Raw genomic sequence first — 21,646 nt, 5'->3', positions numbered from 1 at the left:
GGTCAGGATTCCTTCTCGTGTAGCCAGCGCAGGAGTTCGGCCGCGTGTCGGTCGGGTGGGAAAACCGGGTAGAAGACGTGCTCGATCACGCCGTCGCGGATGACCAGGGTCAGCCGCTTGTAGAGCCGGGTGCCGTCGAAATCGAAGGTTGGCAGCGACAGTGCGTCGGCCACGCAGAAGTCCGGATCGGACAGCATCGTGAACGGCAGCCGCAATCGAGTGACGACCTCGTGCTGGTGGCGCGTGGTCTGGCTGGACAGGCCGAAGAGCCGGTCGACGCCCGCGGCGCGCAGCTCGGTGTAGTGGTCTCGGAAGCCGCAGGACTGGGGCGTGCAGCCGCGGGCTCCCGGGATGTCATTCCATCCGGCGGGAATGTCGGCGTCGGGTCGGCCGGTCAACGGGTAGAGGTAGATGACGGTGCGTCCAGGACCGAGCGCGGCGAGATCGATTCGCTCGCCGCCGGAATCGTCGATCGACACCGCGGGCACCCGCACTCCGGGCAGATGCACGGCCGCGCCGTCGTCGATCGGCGCCACCAGATCAGCGGGTAGCTTCATCAGATCGTCCAGGCCCGGAGCAGGAACGGCGTCGCTGCGCCGATACGCGGCCTCCCGCAGTCGCTGGATCAGACCGTCCCTGCGGGCGGTCAGCACCTCGATTTGTGCGGTCAGATCGTCGATGGCTCGGTGATACTCGGCCAGCGACTCCGGGCAGTCGTCACCGTGCTCGCTGCCCGCCACCAGGCACTCCAGGAAGGGGCGGGTCTCCTCCACCGGAATCCCGAGCCGGTTGAGCACACGGATCTCGCGCACCAGCCGAATCGTGTCGTCGTCGTACTCGCGATACCCGTTCGCCTGCCGGGCCGGAGCCACCAATCCCAGCGCCTCGTACCGCCGAATCGCTTTCGGACTGACTTCCGCCAGCCGAGCGACTTCACCAATCCGCATGACGCCGAATCTAAATGCTGCCCCTAGGGGCAAGGTCAACCCGCCACCGGTGAATGCCGGGACCGGCCTAGTCTGATTACGAGATGCGCCGCCGAGACGAGCAGGAGCGACCCATGGCCGTATCGCCTATCCAGGTAGCGGTCTGCGGACCGCGCGACGCCACCGACGCCGACACCACCCATGCCCGCGAGATCGGCCGCCTGCTGGCCGAGGCCGGTGCCACCGTGCTGTGCGGCGGCGGCACCGGCGTGATGGCCGCGGTCGCCGAAGGCGCCTCGGCTGCGGGCGGTTTGGTGATCGCGGTGCGCCCCGACACCGACCCGGCCGGCGTCTGCGCGGGCGTATCCGCGGTTCTGTACACCAACCTGGGCGCGGCCCGAAACGCCGTCCTGGTCGGGTCCGCGGACGCGGTCATCGTGGCCGGCGGCTCCTGGGGCACCCTGTCCGAATACGCGCTGGCGAACGGCCGTGGTGTGCCCGTCGTCATGATCGGTGGCTGGCAAGTCCTCGACGCCGCCGGTGAACCCATCGAGGGCGGGGCCGTCGCCACCACGCCGGCGGAAACCGTCGACCTGGCGCTCACCGCCGCCACCGAGTTCCGGCGCCGACTCACCGGCGCGCTCTGACGCGGCCGGGCTCGACCGGCGACCACCGCCGTGGCGCGGAGCGCGCACCCCACGATGCGACAATGGGCGAATGGCCGACGCAGAACGGATCAACTGGGACCACCTCACATCGCGGCAGCCAACCGACGCGGACCGCGCGGCTTTGAAGGCGACCCTGGTCGAACGTGCCCTCGCCGTCAAGCAGCACGGTTGGGACGACTACCGAGAGGCGTGGTCCCCCACCGAACTCGCCGACGTCGCCTACCTTCTCGGGGACGCCGCCGTCCTCGAGGAACTCGAAGAGCACGAGGGCTCCGTACTCACCCGCTACGCCGGCAACCTCTACGGCTTCAACGGCGCCCGCAAGGACATCGCCGCCGGCTTGGTCGGCACCCAGGAATGGTTCGCCGACGCCCGCGTGGCCCTGGCGGCCAAGGCCTAGACCCGGCCGACCGCTCTTGTTTCCGATGTCGACGGGCCACTGACTGTGGCCGCTCGACCGCATCGCAGACGGTCATCGGCGGCTGCTCGTGGCCGCCGAACAATACCTGCAGGAACTGCGAGGCTCCTCGCGCGTTCGACATCTGACGATCGCCGTCGCCCTGGCCGCGGAATTCACGAACGCTATGGAGCCTGATCCGCTGCTGCCACCTCAGTTGCTTCCTCAGCCGTGGGTCGGCACAGCTGCGCGCGCGGCGGTGGCGGCCCGCTGGGCACAAGTGCTCAAATCCGATCCCGCGCAACCTGTTCGATTGTTCCGCTGGTACTCGAATGTCATCAGCGGGGCCTCCGACCCCGCTTACACGTCGTAGTTTCGGTTCCCGCCGTTGGGGCCACACACCTCGGCGCGCCACATTCGCCACAGCGACGCCGCGGTCAGCACTGTGGTCAGCAAGGTGAGGGTGAACCAGAGCCATCGCCACGACGGGGGTAGCGGTACCAGGATGCAGATCGCGGCCACGTACACGATGGTCGCTATCCGGAGCCGTCGCTCGTCCAGGATGAACTGGCGCAGCTGCTGTCCGCCGGAGAGTGCCGCCCGGTGATAGCGCAACCTCACACCGGTGGCGACGACCCGATGCCACACACGCAGGTTCGCGCCGAGGTTGGCCAGCAGGAATGACAGGCCGAGCAGTTGTGCCCACATCGCCGACTCCCCGTCCGACGGGTAGGACTGCGGCAGTGTCGCCACCCCCACAAGCAACCCGACGGCGGACTCGACGAGGACGAGACGCCGAGCGGGGCGCAGTTGATGTAGTCCGCGCAGGTATGAGCGCACAGTGCCGTTGTACTCCATCGACAACCTCGTGATTCAGATCGCAGCGAGCTCGGCGGCGCCGGTAATGTGATGGAGTACCCGGCGGGCAGCGGCAGGTGCCAAGGTGATTCCAGCATCCATACAGGCGACGAGCACCTGAGGTGCGCTGAGGAGGGCGCCCAGGTAGGGCCGCCCGGCCGTAGGCATCGGTTTGAAGCTGACGCGAAAGTCCATCAGTTGCAGGGGATTTCGCAGGCCGAAATCGCGGCGGATCACGTCGAGTGCGCGGTGCACGCGAGTTACGGGGCGATGCGGTCCTTCGGATGTCACGTAGTCCGCCGCACCCAGATACGTTCCTCGATGCCAGGGCCTGATCTCGTAGTCCGGGCCTGACAGGACTCGCCGTGACAGTGGCGCGGCGGCCCGGAAGGTGTATCGGATCGCCGGTGCGGACTCGACCTCGAGCACAGTGCCCACCTGTGCTGCCAGACGTGGGGCACCAAGCTCGTTCGCCAACACCACGTATCGCGCGTTGAAGACGCCGGCATCGGAGAAGACCTGTGCCCCACCGTCGATCCCGACCGCAATCTCGGAGACGGGCGCCTCCACGACCCGGACCCCATGGTCTCGGGCGGCGGCGAGAAGGGTTCGTCGCATTCGCCCTGGCGCGACCGCACCTTCCTGCGGTGCGTACGCCGCAATTTCCGGTCGGCGACGCAAGGAGGGTTCCAGACGTCGGAAGCCGTCGGCATCAACGGCTTCGGTCGGCAAGGCCAGCCCCTGTTGCCTCCTCACATACGATTCGGTGTGTTCCGGTGCCCGAAACCAGGTCAGCGACCCGGCCCATGAGATCGATAGCGCACCTCCGAGATCCGCTTCCAGAGCGCGGAAGTCAGCGATCGCGTCGCGATGCAGTTCCGAGCCGATACTGGTGTGAGTTGGGCGGATCCACCCGAACGCGCTATCGGTCACTCCAGCACCGCGCACATCGAGATCGATACAGATTGCGCGGATGCCGTTGTGCGCCAGGACATAAGCGATGGTGGCCCCGGTCGCACCCGATCCGATGACGATGACGTCGGTCGCCGTCTGTTCGAGATCTCGCTCGCGGAGGAAATCACATCCCTGCTGCCGAACTGTGCCAGCTCTGTGGCGGCGGCCGCTGCCGTTGAGGCCCGGTTGTCGAGTCGATGTCGATCGCATGCCCGGCGCGGTGCCCCCGGCCGCGGACTCGCACATATCTCGCCCTCCAATAGATCATACGTTCAACTATCGTTCTTGATACGATCGTACGACATTCGAAAGAAAGAGTGATGGTGAAGCTTCTGACCCGCAGTTCAGCCCTCCTGCTCCTGGCAGCGGCGATCACAACCGGAACGGTCCTGGCGCCAGCAGTCGCGGCCGCGGAGCACCGCCCGCACGTCGCGCAGCCGAGCAGCACCGAGCATGGTCACTTCAGCGACTTATCACGGCCGGGGTTGTCGTATGGGATTGGGGGGCAACGGTGTGGAGGCAAGTTCCAACGCCCTCTCTCACGAGTCCCACGCCCGGACGGCGCGGGCACAGCGCTCTGCCGACCACGCGCAAAGTGGTGCACGGCACCGTGCGCGTGAACCCGGCAACCCACGATCTTGGAAGTTAGGAGCACCCGATGAAGGTTCTTGCACTGGGAGGGTCGGGTGCTATGGGCACCGTGGCCGCGCAAACAGCGGTCAATGTCCGAGGGGTGACGGAAATCGTTGTCGCAGATAGAGATCTGGGCGCAGCCGAACGATTGGCGCGTCTCTTGGCAGAGGCGCCCGTGGCTGTGCGGGCGATCCAGGTGGACGTCACCGACGAAGCACAGTTGCGAGCTGCGCTCGCGCCGGCAGACATAGTGCTCAACACGGTCGGGCCCTACTACCGCTTCGGGCTGGCGGTATTGCAAGCGGCGATCGACACACAGACGCACTACCTCGATATCTGCGACGACTGGGAACCCACGCTGCAGATGCTCGAGCTCGACGCGGCGGCTCGTGCCCGGGAGGTGTGCGCGATCATCGGCATGGGTGCCAGCCCTGGCATCAGCAATTTGCTGGCGGCAATCGCTGCCGCGGAACTCGACTCGATACGCGATGCCTACACAGCGTGGCCGGTCGACGTCGACGACGCGGGCGACACGACCCGAGACGACGCGCAACTGCTCGGGCCCGACGGTCTCCCCTCGGCCGCGGCGGTGCACTGGATGCAGCAGAGCAGCGGCACGATCAAGGGTGTGACCGCCGGTCAGCTCAACGAGCAACGCCCCCTTCGCCCGGTGTCGTTGAAACTTCCCGGTGGACGCTGTGGAACCGCGTACTCCATCGGCCATCCGGAGCCGATCACCCTGCAACGCACCCTGAAACCCACCGGCGATGCGATCAACCTGATGGTGATGAGTACGTGGACTATGGCCTACCTCGATACCCTCCGACGCGATATCGACAGGGGCAAACTCACCAATGAAGGTGCCGTGGCCGCCCTCGCCGATCCGAATTTGCTGCGCATCATCCGGTCGGCGCCGACCGCGCTGCGCGCCAAGGGACCCGAGAATCTCCCGCCGTTCTTCGCAGCGGTATCGGGCATCAAGCGGGGGCGCCCGCACATGGTATTGGCGCACCTGAACCTGTCCGGCTCACCGGAGGACCCGGCCCGCGCCTTGCTCGGTGACATGGCGCGGGCAACCGGAATCCCGCTGGCAATCGGCATGTCTCAGGTCATCGATGGCTCGGCCCGCCGACCGGGCGTCCACCCGCCCGAGGCCGTTATCGACCCCGAACGGTTCTTCGAGGCTCTCGATGTGGTGTTGGGGCGCAAGGCAGGCACCCCCGTCTATCTGGTCGAGCAGGAACCGATCGAATAGTCGATACCGAGACTCCCGGTGGCCTGGCCGATTCCGGGCCACCGGGTGGTCGTCCGAGCCTGATTAATGGTTGTACGTGCTGTGACATCGTGCTCGGTCACGGTGAGGCCGCAGAATTCGACACCCGGGTGCCGCATTGGTTTGGCAGCACCGGCCGGGGATCGGTCGAGATCCTCAGCCTCTTCGGTTCCCAAGGGCAGCGCATGCACATGCGCGCGAAGTGGACCGGGTGAGAAGTGGTCGGCTCGAACGACGTCCTCACCGATCTCCGTGGGCGTCGCCGGTCGCGATAGCCAAGCGCATCTCGACCGAATCGAGTCCGGGCGCGAAGCCGTCACGGACGGACGCGATGGCCACGAAACCGAAGCGCTCGAAGAACGGCTGCGAGTGCTGGCTCGTTACGAGGACGACCCAGGACGCCCTGCCCTGCTCGCGAATCAGGCGGAGGCGTTCCCGGGTGAGTAGGGTGCCGATGCCCCCGTGGTGATCCGCGCGTCGCACCATGCCCCAGCACAGCGCGGCCGTGCCGTCTGGGCGCAGGCGCCACCCGCCGCATGCGACGATGGCGCCCTGATCCTCGACGACGAAGTATGGGTCGCTCAGATTGTCGAGATACTCCTCGAACTCCGAAACTTCGTGCCGTGCAAAGAATTCAGGGGTGTTGCTCGCCATGATCTTCAAACACGCTTGCTTGTCCGTAGGCTGGTACTTCCTGATATCGATGGTTCGCTCCCGTTCATCGTGTGCGGCCGCGCGATGGATGGCGTGTAATGCGTCCCTGGTGAACCCATGTGGGACGTAGATCTCGCTCGCGTAGAGAAGGTCTCGCCGCCGATGTCGCTGGGTTTCGTTGAGCCACACCACCGTCCGCGCGCTGACCGGGTTGACCCACCACGACACGACCTGAGTCAGCTCTCCGGGCGGATCGCCGTCGAGATTTGCGCGACCAACCGCGACGGCCGGTCCATGTCGGCTTGGGCCTTGCCGCTGGTCAGGATCGCGCCCGCGAGACTGCGCGCGGGGTCGGCCCAGCCGTACTGGGTGGTGAGTCCGCTGCGGCCGAAATGGGAGCCGGTGTCGGGGCCGAATTTGGAACGGCGCGCACCCAATTCGTAGCCCGCCACCGATACCCGGCCGGCGACGCCCGGCAGCCGGCGGGCCGGACGAGTCGCCGCGGCCAGGGTGTCGGGCCGCATGATCCGGACACCGTCGAGTTCGCCGCCGCGGGCCAGGATTTCGTAGAAGCGCGACAGCTCGGTGGCGGTGGTGACGAGGTTGCCGGAGGGGAGTTCCGCGGTCAGGAAGGCGCGGGCGGCGGATTCGTCGGTCGGGCCGGACAGGCCGCCGCCGAGCGCGCGCCCGGCGAGGTGACGCCACACCTTGGACGGGCCGGGGCCGACCCGCACGCTGGGGACCACGCTGTCGACGTCCTCGGGCCGGACACCGAAGTTGTTCCAGCGGAAGCCGAGCGGTTCGAGGACCTGCTCGCGCAGGTGGTCGCGCATGGCCCGCCCGGTGGCGCGCTGGACCAGGAGTCGCTGGATCAGGCCGCCGGTCATGGCGTGGTAGACGCGGAAGCGGTTGGGCCGCCAGCTCGGCACGAGATCGGCGAGGCCGCGCACGGCGAGTTCTTCGTCGAGGACGAGTTCGGAGCCCCGGTAGGGCGGGGTGATGAACGGGACGCCCGCGGAGTGCGACATGACGTCGCCGATGGTGATGCGATCCTTGCCGTGGCTGCTGAACTCGGGCACGTAATCGCACACCCGGTCGTCCAAGGCGAACGCGCCTTGTTCGATGAGCATGAACATCACGGCGGCGGCTACGCCTTTGGCCGTGGAGAAGCCGCAGAACGGCGAGTCGGGCGTCACCAGCCGCTTGTCGGCATCCGGTGCGTCCTTCGGCGCGTTGCCCCAACCGTAGCCGATGGCCCGGTTCAGGACGATGTGCCCGCGGTGGCGCAGGCACACCTGGATGGCCGGCGTGGTGCCCATCCGATACCAGTCCTGCACGGACCGCCAGATCGCCTCGATGTCGCCGCCCGGGAGGCCGGCGTCGGCGGGGTCGGATTCGGGACCGATCGTGGTCACGGCGTCGAGGTCGGGGTCGATCCGCACCAGCGCCGTCATCGGAGGGGTCATGCGACCAGCATAGGGAGATCTTGGTTCCCAGGAAGCTCCCAGCTTGAGGCCAGGGTGTTCACCGGCTGGCCGGACACACACTCCCGCGGTGAGCGTGACCACCGCCGAGCTGGCACCGTCCGAACCGACCACCCCGCCGACCGCGCAACCGGACGGCCTCGCCCCCGCCCGACGCTGGGAACGGATCGCGCCGGCGGTGCTGCTCCTCGGCACCGCGGCCGCCTACCTGTGGAACATCGGCGTCAACGCGATGGGCAACAGCTTCTACGCGGCAGCCGTCTGGTCCGGATCGCGGGATTGGAAGGCGCTGCTGTTCGGGTCGCTGAATCCGGGCAACTTCATCACGGTCGACAAGCCGCCGGTCTCGCAGTGGGTGATGGGCCTGTCCGGGCAGGTGTTCGGATTCAGCAGCGCGAGCATGCTTGCACCGCAGGCAATCATGGCGGTCGGCGCGGTGGCGCTGATGTACTCGGCCGTGGTTCGCGTGACCGGCAACCGCGGCGCGGGGCTGCTGGCCGGCGTCGCGCTCGCGGTGACGCCCGTGGTGGCGTCCTAGCGTCCCTGGCCGGTTCCACCGCCTACGCCGCCGCCACTCTGCCGCAGGCCCACACCGGTGGCAGTCCCACCGTGGGCCCGACCCGTCCGAAGCAGTCCGGGCCGGCCGACCAGTTCCGCCGCCAGCTCTCGACCCTGATGGGCGGGCAAGCGGATACCCAGCTGGTGGCCTTGCTGCAGCAGACGAACACGAAGTGGTCGGCCGCCATCGACCGTTCCTCCCCGGCGGCGGGCCTTGAATTGGCCAGCCGCACACCCATCCTCGCGATCGGCAGCTTCACCTCGGAGGATCCGGTTCCCACCCTCCCACGGTTCCAGCAGATGGTCCGTGACCACGACATCACCTACTACCTGATCCCCGAGGTCAAGCTCCCCGACTCCTGGCGCGTGGACCCCAAACCGGCGGACCCCTCCAGCACCATGCAACCGAATGCACCCCAAGGCATCTGGCACCCGGCCGGCAACACGGAAATCCTCGCCTGGGTGACCGCTCACTACACCGCCACCCACCACTTCGACGACATGGCCGTCTACGACCTGACCGCGCCACCGCACTGATTCGGCCGCCCCGCACACATCAGACCGATGGGTATGCGAACATATGTTCGTGTCCGGGTCGATGTCGAGCAGGCAGGAGCGCCCCGAGCGGGCGGCGATCCTGCACGCCGACCTGGACTCGTTCTACGCATCGGTGGAGCAGCGGGACAATCCGCGACTGCGCGGCCGACCCGTCCTGGTGGGTGGCGGGGTGGTGCTGGCCGCCAGCTATGAGGCGAAAGCGTTCGGAGTGCGGACGCCGATGAATCTGCGTCAGGCGGTGAGCCTTTGCCCGAACGCGATCGTGGTGCCGCCGCGGATGTCGGCGTATTCGGAGGCCAGCAAGGCGGTGTTCGAGATCTTCCGGGACACCACCCCGGAGGTCGAGGGCATCTCCATCGATGAGGCGTTCCTCGATGTGGCGGGCCTGTGGCGGATCGCGGGAAGCCCGGTGGATATCGCGCGCGGACTACGGGAGCGGGTGCGGGCCGAGGTCGGGCTGCCGATCTCGGTGGGGGTGGCTCGGACCAAGTTCCTCGCCAAGGTGGCCAGCGCGGTGTCCAAACCGGATGGGCTGCTGGAGGTTCCGCCGGACAAGGAGCTGGAGTTCCTGCATCCGCTGCCGGTGGAACGACTGTGGGGCGTGGGCGCCGTGACGGCCCGCGAACTGCACGAGCGCGGGATCACCAAGGTCGGCCAGCTCGCCGACATGGGTGAGGGACCGCTGGCCGCGGTACTGGGCCCGGGTGTCGGCCGGCACCTGCACGCTTTGTCGTGGGCGCGTGATCCCCGGCGCGTGGACACCGGCCGGAGGCGTCGGTCGATCGGCGCGCAACGGGCCATGGGGCGGCGGTACCGCAGCGACGAGGAGCTCGAAGCGTATCTGCACGGACTGGCCGATCGGCTCGGGCACCGGCTGCGCAGAGCGGGACGGGTGTGCCGAACGGTGGTGTTGCGCATGCGCTTCGACGACTTCACCCGCGCCACCCGCTCGCACACCCTTGCGGAGGCCACCGACAGTGGCACGGTGATCCTGCGTGCGGCGCGCACGCTGCTGGAGACAGTGTTGCCCCTGATCAAGGAGCGCGGTGGGCTCACGCTCATCGGCCTGACCCTGACCAATCTCGATCGGGCCGACAATATGCAGTTGTCGCTGCCGTTCGAGGCGCGCGCGGAATCGACCCTGGATTCGACGCTGGACGCGCTGCGGGATCGATTCGGTGCGGGCACGGTCACCCGCGCGGCGCTGCTGCGCAAGGGTGAAGGGCTGTCGGTGCCGATCCTTCCGGACTGATCAGTCGTGTTCGGTGGCGCGGGTAGCCTGTGACGCATGGCTCTCGACCACGGTGACCCCGGCGACGCTCCCTCGACTCCGCCGCCGCTGACCCCGATCGTGAACACCACGCGGCCGTCCGCGGCCGATGAGGCCAGAACGGTTGCCGCGGCGACGAATACGGCGACCTTGGCGACGTTGTCCGCCGACGGCGGACCCTGGGCCAGTTTCGTTACGTACGGGCTGCTCGATGGTCAGCCGGTGCTGTGCGTGTCCCGCATGGCCGAGCACGGCCGCAATCTGGCGGGCGATCCACGGGCCAGCGTCTCGATCGTCACCCCGGATCTGCCCGAGGATCCGCTGGCCGGAACGCGATTGACGCTGGCCGGTGTCGCCGAGCGGCCCGAGGGCGCGGAGGCGGTCGCCGCTCGTGAGGCGCACCTGGCGGCGGTCCCGGCAGCCAAGACCTACATCGACTTCAGCGATTTCACGGTGTGGGTGCTGCGCGTGCAGCGGGCCCGGTGGGTTGGTGGCTACGGCCGGATGGACTCGGCGACGGGCGAGGAATACGCGGCGGCTCAGGCCGATCCGATCATTCCCGCCGCGGGGCGGGCGATCGCGCATCTCAACGATGATCATGCTGATGCCTTGCTCGACATGGCGCACGCGCGCGGCGGGTACCCGGATGCGACGGCCGCGGTCTGCGAACGTGCCGACCGGTTCGGACTGGATCTGCGGGTCACCACGCCCCGCGGCATCGCCGTGACGCGGATCGGCTACCTCGAGCCCATCGACACCATCGCCGAATTGCGTACGGCGACAGTCGAATTGGCGCGAGCCTCGAAGGATGCGCCATGACCCACGGCGCCGCGCCTCAGGCGCCCGAACAGGGTCGCGTCGCGAACGGCGATCAACACCTCCATGGACAGCGGATGCCCTTCCGGCGCTGCGAAGACGCGCAGACCGCACGACAGCCCGCCACCTTTGAGGGATGATTGGGCCATGTCGGACACGCCGTCTGTCTTCAAGCATCATCGGATGCCAGAGCATGACGCCATGCGCTTGTCCGGCACGGTCGAAGCCATGCTCTGGACACACCGCAATTGCGTCGAAGGCGACGGCGACACCGAGCAATCCTGTGGACGACGGCAGCAACTGCTCGAACTGCGCGTCCGGCACGGCTGGATCTGGCCGCTCCCCAAACCTGACGCGGCCTGGCGGCTACAGCCCTGACCCGGTGCCGGACACGCGAAACGGGGTCTGCCGCAACGGGAACGCCCGCTCGATCTAGGGTCGAGACATGCCGGAACCGACCGAGATCAGCGAACGCCCGCCCGGGGATCAGTCCGCGGTGATCGCGGTACCCGACGAGGTGCGCGGCGAACTGCGGCGCGGGGTGCGCAGCGTGCTGGTCGACGCGGCGGCCTTGCGGCTGGTGCGAGACCGGTTCGACGAGGTCCAGGCGGAATCGTTGCGCCGCTATCTCGAAGCGTCGCAGTCGGCGAACACGCTGCGCGCCTACCGGACCGATTGGATCGCTTGGGCGGCGTGGTGCTCGGCCGAATCTCGGCAGGCGCTGCCCGCGGACGCCCTGGACGTCGCGGTCTATCTGGCCGCCGCGGCCGACGCGCGTCGGGAGAACGGCGAATGGGCGTTCAGCGCGGCCACTTTGGAACGCAAGGCCGCCGCGATCGCCGCGGTCCACGCTGCCAATGGACTGCCCTCGCCGACCCGCTCGGACGTGGTGCGGCTGACGCTGCGCGGTATGCGCCGCACCCGCCGCAGCCGCCCGAAACGCAAACGGCCGGTCCTGCTGCACACCCTCGACCAACTGCTGGGCGAACTTCCGCCCGCCGGGTGGCCCACCGAACCAGCGCGCCGCCGCGACACACTGCTGCTGCTGGTCGGCTTCGCGGGAGCGCTGCGACGCAGCGAGATCGCCGCCCTGCGGGTCACCGATGTCAGTGTGGCCACCGACCACACCACCGGCGAGCCGCTGCTGCTGATTCAATTGCCCGCCACCAAGACCGACGCCACCGGCGTGAACGAGCAGCGGGTGGCCCTCCCCCGCGGTCAACGCCCGCACACCTGCCCGGTATGCGCCTATGCCGACTGGACCCGGCTGCGCGAAGCGCACGCCGACGGCGACCTCCGCACCTGGATCGACGCCGGCCCCGCCCCCGACCCGCGTCTGCACCGCTGCCACGGCTTCACCGGCACCACGCTCACCGACCCGGATCTGCCACTGTTTCCCTCGATCTCACGCCACGGCGGGCTCGCGGCAACCGCCATGTCCGGCCGGGCGGTCGCAGAACTGGTCAAGCGCTACGCGGCCCGCGCCGGTCTCGATCCCGTGCTCTTCTCCGGCCACTCGCTGCGCGCCGGCTTCGCCACCCAGGCCGCCCTGGGCGGCGCCAGCGACCGCGAGATCATGCGCCAGGGCCGCTGGTCCAATCCGCGTACGGTGCACGGCTACATTCGGACGGCGAACCCCCTGGAGGACAATGCCGTAACCAAGCTGGGTCTCTAGGGCGCGATACCTCCGGTCAGGCGATCTCGGCGGGCACGGACAGTGCGGCCTGCATCGCCACGCCGTCGACGTAGGTGTGCTTCTCGCGTACCAGTCCGCCGTCGATTAGCACCAGGTCCGCGATATCGACGTGCACGGCGGCGCCGGTGATGGAGGTACCGGTCAGGACCCATTGGACGACCCAGAAGTCCTCGCCCACACGCAGATTCACCATCGTGAAGGTCAGGTCCGGGACGAGAGCGAAGTTCTCGGCGGCGGCGGCGCGGATCGCGTCGCGCCCGCGTGCGGGTTCGCGACCGGAGTGCAAGTGGAAAATGGCGTCGGGCGTGTGCAATTCGGCGATGCGGTCGGGGTCGTGCGCGGCCCAGCAGGCGTGATAGCGCTCGAAGAGATCCTTGGTATCGGACATGAGAAGAATCCTTCTGAGATACAAACAGGATGACTGCATGTTCCCGGAAGGCGGGTGACCGGGTCAAGGGGTGCTCCGCCAGCTATCGAGTAGCTCAATACGCAGGTCGCGGCGGTAGCGGTGGCTTAGTCTGATGGAATCGCCGTGTGGTGTCTCTCCAAGGGGGCCCGATGTCTCAGAACGCCGAACTGCGAATCGCGCTCGTCTGCTATGGGGGCGTATCTCTCGCCATTTATATGCATGGCATAACTAAGGAATTACACAAACTCGTCCGCGCCTCCCGCGCTTTCGATGAGCGGTTCGGTACCGAGGCGGAGAACGTGAATCCCTTCGTCGACGCCGACGGCAAGCCGGTCGATACGGAAAGCGTCTATTTCGACGCTCTTTCGCGGATGAATGCGCGAGGGCGGCCGCTGTCGGTCGGCATCGACATCATCGCGGGCACCTCCGCCGGGGGCATCAACGGTGTCGTGCTGGCCAAGGCGATCGCCCAGAATGCCGATCAGGGACAGCTGAAGCAGTTGTGGATCGACCAAGCCGATCTCCACCTGCTGCTGCGGGGCCGGCGGATCGGCACGCTGCCGCTGCGCTTCGCGCTGGCCTTCGCGGTCAAGCTCGGGACGTTCTGGACCGGGCGCTCCGTCCTCCGGGGTGATCTCATGTCGCGCCTGCTGTACGGCGCCCTGTCGAGCATGGACGATCGAGGAACGGTCCCGTGGTCCGCGACCACGGCGGGTCCCGTGCCCGCGACGTTGATTCCGCGGGAGGGTGAGCTGTCGCTGTTCGTGACCACGACGGATCTGAACGGTTTCGATGTGGCGGTCGCGTCGAGCGGCGGCGGGGTCGGGCAGCGTGACCGGCAGCACGCGCAGGTACTCCAGTTCCTGCGCGACGACGACGATCCGGCGGCCTTCGGTCCGCACGCCACCCCGACACTGTCCTTCGCCGCGCGGGCGACCTCCGCGTTCCCCGGTGCTTTCGAACCGGTCAATCCCACAACCTTCCCGGCCGAGGCCGGGTTCCCGCGCGATACGCGGGTCGATACCGATCGATTCCGGTACAGCTATCAGGAGATCGGGCGGGACGCGGGCACCGCCTGGTTCGTCGATGGCGGAGTGCTGGACAACGCGCCCTTCGACCTGGTCATCGAGGCGATCGGACGCAGACGGGCGGCGACCCAGGTGTATCGCCGGCTCGTCTATATCGAACCGGATCCCGCGTGCGGCCTCTCGGCCGCGGCCGCCGACACCAACGCGGGCAAATCCTCGAAGCGCCGGTGGGCAGCCGATGTCCGCAAGGTGCTCATCGGCATCCGCGGTAGTCGGTCATTGATCCCGGACCTCCTCCGGTTGCGCGACCTGAACGAGAAGATCGCCGAAGTGGGCGCCATCTCCATGCAGCAGGAGGCCGAGGTCCTCGACCACGTCGCCAGTGCTCTCGCCACGCTCCCCGGCATCCAGCGATCCGCGCCGCAGCCCGGCTCGCAGGGCTTGTGCGCGGCGATCGAGTCCATGCCGCCGCTGGACTTCCTCCTGGATCAGGCAGACTTCCAAAAGCTGTCGGACCGCCTGTACGCGGATGCGGTGACGGCACTCGGGTCGACCTGGAACACCTATCAGCGGCTCAAGGCCGACGCGGCCGCCCGGTGCCTGGCCGATGCGATCGTGGCGCATTTCGCCTTGCCCGGCGAATCGGGGACCGCGGTCTTCATCCGGTGCGCTATCGCTTCCTGGCTGCGCAGCCAACCCTGCTGGACCGCATCGGATTCCAGCGAACTCTCGCCGCTGCTGAAAGACATGGACGCCCCCTACCGGCAGCGCCGGATGCTGTTCATCGTGGCCGGACTCAATCGGCTCTACACCGTCGGGGACGGGCCGCCACGCGCGGACGTCAACAACCTCAAACGCCAGGCCTGGGCGCAGCTCGAGACGATATCCCAGGCGCCGCGCACGGCGATCCAGGCGCTGTCCGAACAGCACGTACTCGACTTCCTGGACCCGGTTCGCCTGCAGGCCGGGGACTTCCAGGGGGTGCGGTTCGGGACGCCGGAGGATTTCGCGAGCCGCGCGACGAAGAATTTCGACCGGCTGTTCACGGAGTATCGCGCCGTGATCCGGGGGCTCATCGGAAGCGACGGGCAGACGCTCTGGGAGGCGTTCGCACGAACGACATCGCCGTGGAACAAGCGCGACCGGATTCTCCTGGCCAGTCGCTACTTGGGATTCGGCCTCTGGGACGGGCTGTTGTTCCCCACGATCTCGCTGTCGGAGCTCCCGCAATTCACCCCTATTCCGGTGGTGCAATTCAGTCCCTTGCGCGCGACCGCGCTGACACCACTCGGGCAGCGCAAGCTCAAAGGCGTTGCCCTGCACCACTTCGGCGCGTTCGCCCACGCACCCGACCGAGAGAACGATTACCTGTGGGGGCGGCTGGACGCGGTCGAGTTGATTTTGCGGACGCTCGACGAGACATTCCAGAACGACGGCGACGTGGGACGGACCCTCCTTCCCCGGGCGCTGTCGGCGGTGCTCGCGACCGAGGCCGATCTACGGCGCATCCCTTCGAAATTAATGGAATCCTTGCGCGCGCAGATTGCCGCGCTCGAAGCCTCAGATATTGGTTATAACCGCTGAATCCAACCCTTTCCGGGCGCTATGAAGTGCATCACATTGGCCGAGAAAACAGCCGTATTCATGGTGAGTGGAGTCACCGCGGGTGGACTGTCCACCCGATCGACTGCTTTCCTATATGACGAAGATTCATTTCAGATTATCTGGGTTCTGGATCGCGGTCCGGGGCCGCTGCCTTCCGCCGCCGTGGTGTGAAAGATCCGCCAACGGCCAAAAAAGCAACAGGAATCCACAGTCATGCGTCTGATGTCCGCACCGTCGGAGGAAACAATTCGTGCCGCGCTGGAAATGGCACGGGAAGCGCCCCTCGCCAATGGCACGCTGCCGTGGATGTGGTGGCTCGACGGCGCGGCCCTGCATATCCGCATGGACGAGCCGCACGTGCCGCTGATCGCGGATCCGGCAGTGGAGCGGGCTCGAATGATCGGCAACGGCGCCGCCCTGCATCACCTGCGGACCGCGCTGACCGCCTTCGGCTGGGCCGTGGTGACCGTACCGCTACCCGACCCGCGCGATCCGAATCATCTTGCGGTGCTCCATTTCGCGCCGAGCACGGCCACCGGCGATCAGATCGGTCTGGCGGGTGCGATCTTTCAGCGGCAATTCCAGCACAACCGTTTCCGGCCCTGGGATATGCCGGCCACCATGATCCGCTCGATCAGCGGCAGCACCGCCGGGACCCGGGCGGCGGCACGGCATGTCCCGGATCAGCTGCGGCGTAGTCTGTCGACCGTGTATCGCGCGGCCGCCGACCGCGACGGCGACTACGGCGAATTCCTGACCGGTGTCGCGGGACGAATCGACCAGCGTGACCTCGCGGCCAGGCCCGCACCGCCGAGCTGGAGTTCGAACCGGTCCGCGATCGAGCCGATCCCGGCCACCGGCAGCCCCTACGACGAAAATGACCCGGACTCGGCCGAACTGCTCATCCTCTGCACGCCCACCGACGATCGACTCGGCCATCTCAACGCCGGTGTGGCCGCCAGCTCCATCCTGCTGACCGCCGCCCGCAACGGTCTGGCCAGCTCGCTGCTGACCCAGACCATGAAGGTTCCGGCAGTGCGGGAAGGCCTGCGCAGCGCACTGCTGCACGAGTGCGCCTATCCGCACGCCCTCATTCGGCTCGGCCGCCCCGACCAGTCCGATGCCGGGGCGGGCTATGTCCAGCCCCTGCCGGGCACCAGGAAGGCGGCCTGAACAGGTCTGGCCCCTGGTTCGGCGGGCCGCTCGGCCACGACGGCGCAACCCACGCACCGACAACATAGGTTGTCTTGACAAAAATATTTGTCGGTGGGAAGGTTGAGCCATGCTCGACGTCGCAGTGATCGAAGAACCCGCGGCGGCAGAGGCGTCCCTGGACCCGATCCGGTCTCGGATCCTCGCCGCGCTCGCCGAACCCGGGTCGGCGGCCATGCTGGCCGGACGGCTGGGGCTGCCGCGGCAGAAGATCAACTACCACCTCAAGGAGCTGGCCCGGCACGGGCTGGTGGAGTTGGTGGAGGAACGTCGCAAGGGGAACGTCACCGAGCGCGTGTATCGCGCTACCGCAGCGTCTTACGTGATTTCGCCCAGTGCGATGGGGGCGGTCAGTCCCGATCCGGCGCGGTCGCCCGATCAGCTGTCGGCGCGGTGGCTGCTGGCGCTGGGGTCGCGGCTCGTGCAGGAGGTCGGGACGCTGCTGAGCGGGGCCGCGCGGGCACAGCGGCGGGTCGCGACGTTCGGGATCGACGCGCAGGTGCGGTTCGCCTCCGCCGCCGACCGAGCCGCGTTCGCCGAGGAACTGGCCGATGCGGTCACCTCGCTGGTGAGCCGCTATCACGACGAGTCCGCATCGGCGGGCCGCATTCACCGGGTGGTGGTCGGGATGCATCAGATTCCCGACGCCGCCACCGAAACCGCAGCAGGACAGGGGAACTGACCATGGGACATCCGTTCGAGATCGAACTGGAGGAGCACCTGCCCGCCACCCCGGAGCAGGTGTGGGACGCGATCGCGACCGGGCCGGGGGTCGACTCCTGGTTCATGGGGCGCAATGAGATCGAGGCGCGCGAGGGCGGGATGTCGGCCATGGAGACCGGCGGCCAGCGGGAGGAAGCCGTGATCACCGCCTACGAACCGGGTAAGCGGCTCGCGACCCGCACCGGGACCGACGAGGACGGGCGGTTCATGGCCTTCGAGTATCTGATCGAAGGGCGCGAGGGCGGCAGCACCGTGCTGCGGGTCGTGCACAGCGGCGTGCTGGGCGACGACTGGCAGGACGAATACGACGCGCTGCGCCGGGGCTGGCCGTTCCACCTCAATACGTTGCGCGAATACCTCCGCTACTTCCCGGGGCGAATCGCGGTGCCCGTATTCGGTGTCGCGACAGGCTCTTCCGGCCGCGCGGTGCGGGACGCGCTCATCGCGGCGTTGCCCCTGCCGACGCCGCTCGTCGCGGGCGCCCAGGTGCACGCCTCCCCCGCCGGCCTGCCGCCGATCGATGGTGAGGTGGTGTGGGCCGACGACGAACGGTTCGAGATCCGGACCGCCGACGGCCTCTACACCTTCCACCAGGCCCCCACCGGTCTGGCCCTGATGTTCCACCACCTGTTCGGACCCGACACCGACGGCGCCGAAACCGCTTGGCAGCACTGGCTCACCGCCCTGGTGAGCTGAACCCGACTCGATCACCACCCCGCACCCCAGATATCAAGGAGAACAGCATGCGCACCCTGATCAGCACCGCCTTCGTGTCCCTCGACGGTGTCGTGGAAGGCCCCGGCGGCGAACCCGGCTACCGGAACTCCGGATGGACCTTCAAGGACATCGACTTCGTTCCCGAGGCCTACGAGATCAAGGGCCGCGAGCAGGACGAGTCGGCGGCGATCCTGCTGGGCCGCACCAGCTATGAGGCGTTCAGCCCCGTGTGGCCGGACATGGAGGACTTCGCCGGCTACAAGGTGATGCCGAAGTACGTCGTCTCCACCACCCTGAAAGAGGACAACCTGGTGTCCAACTGGGGCGAGACCACCATCCTGCGTTCCCTCGACGAGGTCGCCAAGCTCAAGGAGACCGAGGGCGGCCCGATCATCGTCCACGGCAGCGCCACCCTCAACCGCGGCCTGTCCGACGCGGGCCTCATCGATCGCTACCACCTGCTCGTCTTCCCGCTGCTGCTGGGCGCGGGCAAGCGACTGTTCTCCGACACCGACAAGGATGTCCAGAAGCTGAAGCTGGTCGAGTCCGAGACCTACGCCAACGGCATCCAGAAGAACGTCTTCGACGTCGTGCGCTGACCGTTCCCGGCTGCTCCGAATTCTGGCCCGGCGGATCGAATCCGCCGGGCCAGAATGTTCCTGCCGGTACTGGTGATCATCCGCGACTACGCTGACCCCGTGGGCTCAATTGATTACGGACCGGGTGACGTCGTCTACTTCCCATCCGGACCCTTCTCCGGAATCTGCGGCGTAGTCCGCACCGTCTACCCCCACCGCGAAGAACTCCGCATCGACTTCGCCGAAGGCATCGTCCACCGCGAGGGCGGTGTGCTTCGCGAACGCCGACACACCTTCACCGTCCGCTTCGACGAAGTTGAACTCGTCTGACCGGCTACTGCCTGACCATCGGGTGGTACGAGTGCCGAATCGTGTAGCCGGTCAGCATGCGAGCCGTGCGTTGATGGCGGCGGGCGCCAGCGAGTCGTCCAGAATCATCGCGGCACACGCCTGGACGCCGGTCGGGGCATCCGGGGCGGCGGGCTCGATACGCAGGGCCCGGGTATTGAGGGCCGAGGAGCGGCGGTAGATCTGTTCGCGCAGTCCGGCGGCCAGTGTTGAGGCGCGATCAGCTGCAAGCCGGGGATGTTTGATTCACCAGCGACAGCGTGGTGCAGGTCCAGTCCTTCTGGACCTTCCACTTGCCGTCCTTGGCGACGACCGGCACCACGACCGGGTTCGGCGCTCCACCGTCGATCGACACCTGAGCCTCGGCCATGACCGAGCCGTTGCCCGAGTCGATCACCTCGGTGACAGTGATGGTGACATTGCTCTGCTTGAAGGCGTCGGCCAGGCGTTGCGGCAGTATCGGATCAGCCTGGATGCCCTGGACCAGGTCCAGCTTCTGCCCGTTGGGGACGGTGGGATCCATGAGCTTGTGCAGCTCGGAATTCAGCTCCGTCGTCGTGGGGACCGGCGGGTAGTTCCCCTGGGCGGCGGCAACTTTCGAGGGGGTCGCCGGAGCTGGCGCGGCTTCGTCCTTGCCGCCGCAGGCGGACACCCCCAGTGCGGTCATCACCGTGACGACGGCGATCGCGATGCGAGCGGTGGCGGGAATCATCAACGTGCTCTCCTCCAGGTTCGTGCTGGCGTTCTGGTCGGCGGACGCCACGCCGGAGCGTACCGACTGAACAGTCAGTGTGTTATATATTCGTCGGAATTCTCGCTCCCGCCGCTCACCGTGAGCGGCCGCCGACGAAGGAGGACAACATGCGCCGGAAGATCGGAATCGCCGCGGTCGCCATGGGGCTCACGATGCTGTCGATCACGTCCGCGACCGCCGAGCCCGGCGGCGACCAGCGCGAAGGGAGACTGCCAGCGGGATTCCTGTGGGGTGTAGCGGGTTCCGGGTTCCAGTCCGAGGGATATTCACCGGACAGCAACTGGTCGCGCTATGCCGCGTCGGGCAAGACCCACGATCCCGTCGGAACCTCGGCCGACTTCCTGCACCGCTACCGCGAGGACATCGCGCGCGCTCGCGATCTGGGCGTCGGGGTGTTCCGCTTCGGGGTGGAGTGGGCGCGCCTGGAACCCGCTCCCGGACAATACGATCCGGCGGCATGGGCGTTCTACGACGATGTCGTGGCCACGATCCGAGCCGCCGGCCTGCGGCCGATGATCACCTTGGACCACTGGGTCTATCCCGGCTGGGAGTTCGACCGCGGCGGCTGGCGGCACGAGGACATGCTGACCGATTGGCTGGCCAACGCCCGGCAGGTCGTGGACCGCTACGCCCGGTTCGATCCGATCTGGATCACGTTCAACGAACCTTCGGCGTACGCGTTCCAGGAATTGCAGGTTGGCGGGCTCGCCCCGGCCGATCTACCCGGAGCGCTCGATCGCTGGGCGCGGGCCCACCGCACCATCTACGACTACATCCACTCGGTACAGCCGGACGCGCAGGTCTCGTCCAATGTCGCCTACTTCCCCCTCGGTGAGACCGCTGTCGACACCACCTTCCTCGACCGGGTCGCCGATGAACTCGACTTCATCGGGCTCGACTATTACAACTCGATGTCCCCGACGGATTTCAGCTTCTTCAACGCCTTCGCCGAGCCCTGGAAGGCCAACCCAGCTCCCGATGGCATCTATTACGCGTTGCGGCATTACGCCGAGCGCTACCCGGCCCGGCCACTGTATGTCGTCGAGAACGGAATGCCGACCGACAACGGTGAGCTTCGTCCGGATTACGAGCGCTCCGATCACCTGTCCGACGTCGTCTACTGGGTGCAGCGCGCCGTGCAGGACGGGATGAATGTCATCGGCTACAACTACTGGAGCCTCACCGACAACTATGAATGGGGCAGCTACGAGCCACGTTTCGGACTCTATACCGTCGACGTGCGCACCGATCCCGGCCTCGAACGGGTGCCCACCAAAGCCGTCGACACCTACCGGTCGATCATCGCGAACGACGGTGTCCCCACCGGCTACCGGCCGGTGTATCCGCAAACCCTCTGCTCGCTGGTCGATGCCCTGGAAAGTTGCCTGCGTCCCATTCGCTGACCCGACCCGGCGCGGCAATTGCCCGTCCGCGCCAACGACATCCATGGGCGAGTCGCGCCGAACCCCGGCGGTCGAGCAGTATGACTGGACAGTAGGCTGGCTACGACGGAGCGATCCAGCGAAA

The 21,646-nt window shown here is 67.5% G+C and carries 22 protein-coding genes and 3 pseudogenes; 18 read left to right on the top strand and 7 right to left on the bottom strand.

Annotation, left to right across the window (positions count from 1 at the left end):
- Positions 1-2 precede the first annotated feature (2 nt).
- The gene (locus ACFYTS_RS18850) at positions 3-947 is read right to left on the bottom strand and encodes a MerR family transcriptional regulator (RefSeq protein ID WP_387305809.1); all 945 of its coding nucleotides are present in this window, start codon (positions 945-947) and stop codon (positions 3-5) included.
- A 113-nt stretch (positions 948-1,060) separates the two neighbouring features.
- Between ACFYTS_RS18850 and ACFYTS_RS18845 the strand changes: the two genes are divergently transcribed.
- From ACFYTS_RS18845 to ACFYTS_RS18835, 3 genes and pseudogenes are all read left to right on the top strand, one after another.
- Positions 1,061-1,573 carry a dethiobiotin synthetase gene (locus tag ACFYTS_RS18845; protein WP_387305806.1) on the top strand — a complete coding sequence of 171 codons (513 nt, stop codon included), beginning with the start codon at positions 1,061-1,063 and terminating at the stop codon, positions 1,571-1,573.
- Positions 1,574-1,643: 70 nt separating this feature from the next.
- Complete coding sequence (locus ACFYTS_RS18840) at positions 1,644-1,994, top strand: hypothetical protein (RefSeq protein WP_357276644.1); 351 nt, start codon at positions 1,644-1,646, stop codon at positions 1,992-1,994.
- A gap of 43 nt (positions 1,995-2,037) precedes the next feature.
- Positions 2,038-2,364, top strand: a pseudogene (locus tag ACFYTS_RS18835) (PaaX family transcriptional regulator C-terminal domain-containing protein); the annotation flags it as partial.
- Here the strand turns inward: ACFYTS_RS18835 and ACFYTS_RS18830 are convergent.
- Together ACFYTS_RS18830 and ACFYTS_RS18825 are read right to left on the bottom strand one after the other, a co-directional pair.
- Entirely contained in the window at positions 2,352-2,849 is a 498-nt protein-coding gene (locus tag ACFYTS_RS18830) for a hypothetical protein (protein ID WP_387305803.1), read from the bottom strand. The pseudogene ACFYTS_RS18835 and the gene ACFYTS_RS18830 sit on opposite strands and share 13 nt — an antisense overlap.
- Before the next feature lie 15 nt (positions 2,850-2,864).
- The gene (locus ACFYTS_RS18825; protein WP_387305801.1) at positions 2,865-4,013 is read right to left on the bottom strand and encodes an NAD(P)/FAD-dependent oxidoreductase; all 1,149 of its coding nucleotides are present in this window, start codon (positions 4,011-4,013) and stop codon (positions 2,865-2,867) included.
- Between the two features lie 448 nt (positions 4,014-4,461).
- Between ACFYTS_RS18825 and ACFYTS_RS18820 the strand changes: the two genes are divergently transcribed.
- Positions 4,462-5,691: a saccharopine dehydrogenase family protein gene (locus tag ACFYTS_RS18820; protein ID WP_387305798.1), complete on the top strand. Its 1,230-nt coding sequence runs from the start codon at positions 4,462-4,464 to the stop codon at positions 5,689-5,691.
- Between the two features lie 83 nt (positions 5,692-5,774).
- Positions 5,775-5,924 (top strand): annotated as a pseudogene (locus ACFYTS_RS18815) (XRE family transcriptional regulator); the annotation flags it as partial.
- Between the two features lie 25 nt (positions 5,925-5,949).
- On the opposite strand, the gene ACFYTS_RS18810 reads toward ACFYTS_RS18815, so the two are convergent.
- Both ACFYTS_RS18810 and ACFYTS_RS18805 read right to left on the bottom strand, forming a co-directional pair.
- Positions 5,950-6,591: a GNAT family N-acetyltransferase gene (locus ACFYTS_RS18810; RefSeq protein WP_387305796.1), complete on the bottom strand. Its 642-nt coding sequence runs from the start codon at positions 6,589-6,591 to the stop codon at positions 5,950-5,952.
- Between the two features lie 8 nt (positions 6,592-6,599).
- On the bottom strand, positions 6,600-7,829 hold the full coding sequence (locus tag ACFYTS_RS18805; protein WP_387305793.1) for a serine hydrolase domain-containing protein: 1,230 nt from the start codon (positions 7,827-7,829) through the stop codon (positions 6,600-6,602).
- Positions 7,830-7,923: 94 nt separating this feature from the next.
- On the opposite strand from ACFYTS_RS18805, the pseudogene ACFYTS_RS18800 reads away from it, so the two are divergent.
- The 6 genes and pseudogenes from ACFYTS_RS18800 to ACFYTS_RS18775 all read left to right on the top strand — a co-directional run.
- A pseudogene (locus tag ACFYTS_RS18800) lies at positions 7,924-8,379 on the top strand (ArnT family glycosyltransferase); the annotation flags it as partial.
- 77 nt (positions 8,380-8,456) lie between these two features.
- Complete coding sequence (locus ACFYTS_RS18795; protein WP_387305790.1) at positions 8,457-8,942, top strand: hypothetical protein; 486 nt, start codon at positions 8,457-8,459, stop codon at positions 8,940-8,942.
- 43 nt (positions 8,943-8,985) lie between these two features.
- Positions 8,986-10,215, top strand: coding sequence for a DNA polymerase IV (gene dinB / locus ACFYTS_RS18790; RefSeq protein WP_387305787.1), 1,230 nt, complete (start codon positions 8,986-8,988; stop codon positions 10,213-10,215).
- Positions 10,216-10,251: 36 nt separating this feature from the next.
- Complete coding sequence (locus ACFYTS_RS18785; protein ID WP_387305784.1) at positions 10,252-11,052, top strand: HugZ family protein; 801 nt, start codon at positions 10,252-10,254, stop codon at positions 11,050-11,052.
- A gap of 180 nt (positions 11,053-11,232) precedes the next feature.
- Positions 11,233-11,427: a hypothetical protein gene (locus tag ACFYTS_RS18780; protein WP_387305782.1), complete on the top strand. Its 195-nt coding sequence runs from the start codon at positions 11,233-11,235 to the stop codon at positions 11,425-11,427.
- A gap of 67 nt (positions 11,428-11,494) precedes the next feature.
- Positions 11,495-12,724: a site-specific integrase gene (locus tag ACFYTS_RS18775; protein WP_357276668.1), complete on the top strand. Its 1,230-nt coding sequence runs from the start codon at positions 11,495-11,497 to the stop codon at positions 12,722-12,724.
- A gap of 16 nt (positions 12,725-12,740) precedes the next feature.
- Here the strand turns inward: ACFYTS_RS18775 and ACFYTS_RS18770 are convergent, their stop codons facing one another.
- The gene (locus tag ACFYTS_RS18770) at positions 12,741-13,133 is read right to left on the bottom strand and encodes a nuclear transport factor 2 family protein (protein WP_387305779.1); all 393 of its coding nucleotides are present in this window, start codon (positions 13,131-13,133) and stop codon (positions 12,741-12,743) included.
- A 170-nt stretch (positions 13,134-13,303) separates the two neighbouring features.
- On the opposite strand from ACFYTS_RS18770, the gene ACFYTS_RS18765 reads away from it, so the two are divergent.
- From ACFYTS_RS18765 to ACFYTS_RS18740, 6 genes are all read left to right on the top strand, one after another.
- Positions 13,304-15,766, top strand: coding sequence for a patatin-like protein (locus ACFYTS_RS18765; protein ID WP_387305776.1), 2,463 nt, complete (start codon positions 13,304-13,306; stop codon positions 15,764-15,766).
- 243 nt (positions 15,767-16,009) lie between these two features.
- Positions 16,010-16,960, top strand: coding sequence for a hypothetical protein (locus ACFYTS_RS18760; protein WP_387305774.1), 951 nt, complete (start codon positions 16,010-16,012; stop codon positions 16,958-16,960).
- A gap of 109 nt (positions 16,961-17,069) precedes the next feature.
- Entirely contained in the window at positions 17,070-17,681 is a 612-nt protein-coding gene (locus ACFYTS_RS18755) for an ArsR/SmtB family transcription factor (RefSeq protein WP_387305771.1), read from the top strand.
- 2 nt (positions 17,682-17,683) lie between these two features.
- On the top strand, positions 17,684-18,418 hold the full coding sequence (locus tag ACFYTS_RS18750) for an SRPBCC domain-containing protein (protein ID WP_387305768.1): 735 nt from the start codon (positions 17,684-17,686) through the stop codon (positions 18,416-18,418).
- 47 nt (positions 18,419-18,465) lie between these two features.
- Positions 18,466-19,038 (top strand): dihydrofolate reductase family protein, encoded by a 573-nt coding sequence (locus tag ACFYTS_RS18745; protein ID WP_357276682.1) that lies wholly within the window; start codon positions 18,466-18,468, stop codon positions 19,036-19,038.
- A gap of 99 nt (positions 19,039-19,137) precedes the next feature.
- On the top strand, positions 19,138-19,347 hold the full coding sequence (locus tag ACFYTS_RS18740) for a hypothetical protein (protein ID WP_357276684.1): 210 nt from the start codon (positions 19,138-19,140) through the stop codon (positions 19,345-19,347).
- A 238-nt stretch (positions 19,348-19,585) separates the two neighbouring features.
- Here ACFYTS_RS18740 and ACFYTS_RS18735 read toward each other — a convergent pair whose 3' ends face one another.
- Entirely contained in the window at positions 19,586-20,128 is a 543-nt protein-coding gene (locus ACFYTS_RS18735) for a hypothetical protein (protein WP_387305765.1), read from the bottom strand.
- Between the two features lie 98 nt (positions 20,129-20,226).
- Between ACFYTS_RS18735 and ACFYTS_RS18730 the strand changes: the two genes are divergently transcribed.
- Complete coding sequence (locus ACFYTS_RS18730; protein WP_387305762.1) at positions 20,227-21,522, top strand: glycoside hydrolase family 1 protein; 1,296 nt, start codon at positions 20,227-20,229, stop codon at positions 21,520-21,522.
- Positions 21,523-21,646 lie beyond the last annotated feature (124 nt).

This window comes from Nocardia sp. NPDC004151 (assembly GCF_042874235.1).
In the GTDB taxonomy this organism is placed as follows: Bacteria; Actinomycetota; Actinomycetes; order Mycobacteriales; family Mycobacteriaceae; genus Nocardia.
This window is presented reverse-complemented; position numbering and strand designations above follow the sequence as displayed.

Bases quoted from the DNA above. Each gene is read 5' to 3' on its own strand.
- ACFYTS_RS18850 (WP_387305809.1), bottom strand. From the start codon at position 947: ATGCGGATTGGTGAAGTCGCTCGGCTGGCGGAAGTCAGTCCGAAAGCG.
- ACFYTS_RS18845 (WP_387305806.1), top strand. From the start codon at position 1,061: ATGGCCGTATCGCCTATCCAGGTAGCGGTCTGCGGACCGCGCGACGCC.
- ACFYTS_RS18840 (WP_357276644.1), top strand. From the start codon at position 1,644: ATGGCCGACGCAGAACGGATCAACTGGGACCACCTCACATCGCGGCAG.
- ACFYTS_RS18830 (WP_387305803.1), bottom strand. From the start codon at position 2,849: ATGGAGTACAACGGCACTGTGCGCTCATACCTGCGCGGACTACATCAA.
- ACFYTS_RS18825 (WP_387305801.1), bottom strand. From the start codon at position 4,013: ATGCGATCGACATCGACTCGACAACCGGGCCTCAACGGCAGCGGCCGC.
- ACFYTS_RS18820 (WP_387305798.1), top strand. From the start codon at position 4,462: ATGAAGGTTCTTGCACTGGGAGGGTCGGGTGCTATGGGCACCGTGGCC.
- ACFYTS_RS18805 (WP_387305793.1), bottom strand. From the start codon at position 7,829: ATGACCCCTCCGATGACGGCGCTGGTGCGGATCGACCCCGACCTCGAC.
- dinB (WP_387305787.1), top strand. From the start codon at position 8,986: ATGTTCGTGTCCGGGTCGATGTCGAGCAGGCAGGAGCGCCCCGAGCGG.
- ACFYTS_RS18785 (WP_387305784.1), top strand. From the start codon at position 10,252: ATGGCTCTCGACCACGGTGACCCCGGCGACGCTCCCTCGACTCCGCCG.
- ACFYTS_RS18780 (WP_387305782.1), top strand. From the start codon at position 11,233: ATGCCAGAGCATGACGCCATGCGCTTGTCCGGCACGGTCGAAGCCATG.
- ACFYTS_RS18775 (WP_357276668.1), top strand. From the start codon at position 11,495: ATGCCGGAACCGACCGAGATCAGCGAACGCCCGCCCGGGGATCAGTCC.
- ACFYTS_RS18770 (WP_387305779.1), bottom strand. From the start codon at position 13,133: ATGTCCGATACCAAGGATCTCTTCGAGCGCTATCACGCCTGCTGGGCC.
- ACFYTS_RS18765 (WP_387305776.1), top strand. From the start codon at position 13,304: ATGTCTCAGAACGCCGAACTGCGAATCGCGCTCGTCTGCTATGGGGGC.
- ACFYTS_RS18760 (WP_387305774.1), top strand. From the start codon at position 16,010: ATGTCCGCACCGTCGGAGGAAACAATTCGTGCCGCGCTGGAAATGGCA.
- ACFYTS_RS18755 (WP_387305771.1), top strand. From the start codon at position 17,070: ATGCTCGACGTCGCAGTGATCGAAGAACCCGCGGCGGCAGAGGCGTCC.
- ACFYTS_RS18750 (WP_387305768.1), top strand. From the start codon at position 17,684: ATGGGACATCCGTTCGAGATCGAACTGGAGGAGCACCTGCCCGCCACC.
- ACFYTS_RS18745 (WP_357276682.1), top strand. From the start codon at position 18,466: ATGCGCACCCTGATCAGCACCGCCTTCGTGTCCCTCGACGGTGTCGTG.
- ACFYTS_RS18730 (WP_387305762.1), top strand. From the start codon at position 20,227: ATGCGCCGGAAGATCGGAATCGCCGCGGTCGCCATGGGGCTCACGATG.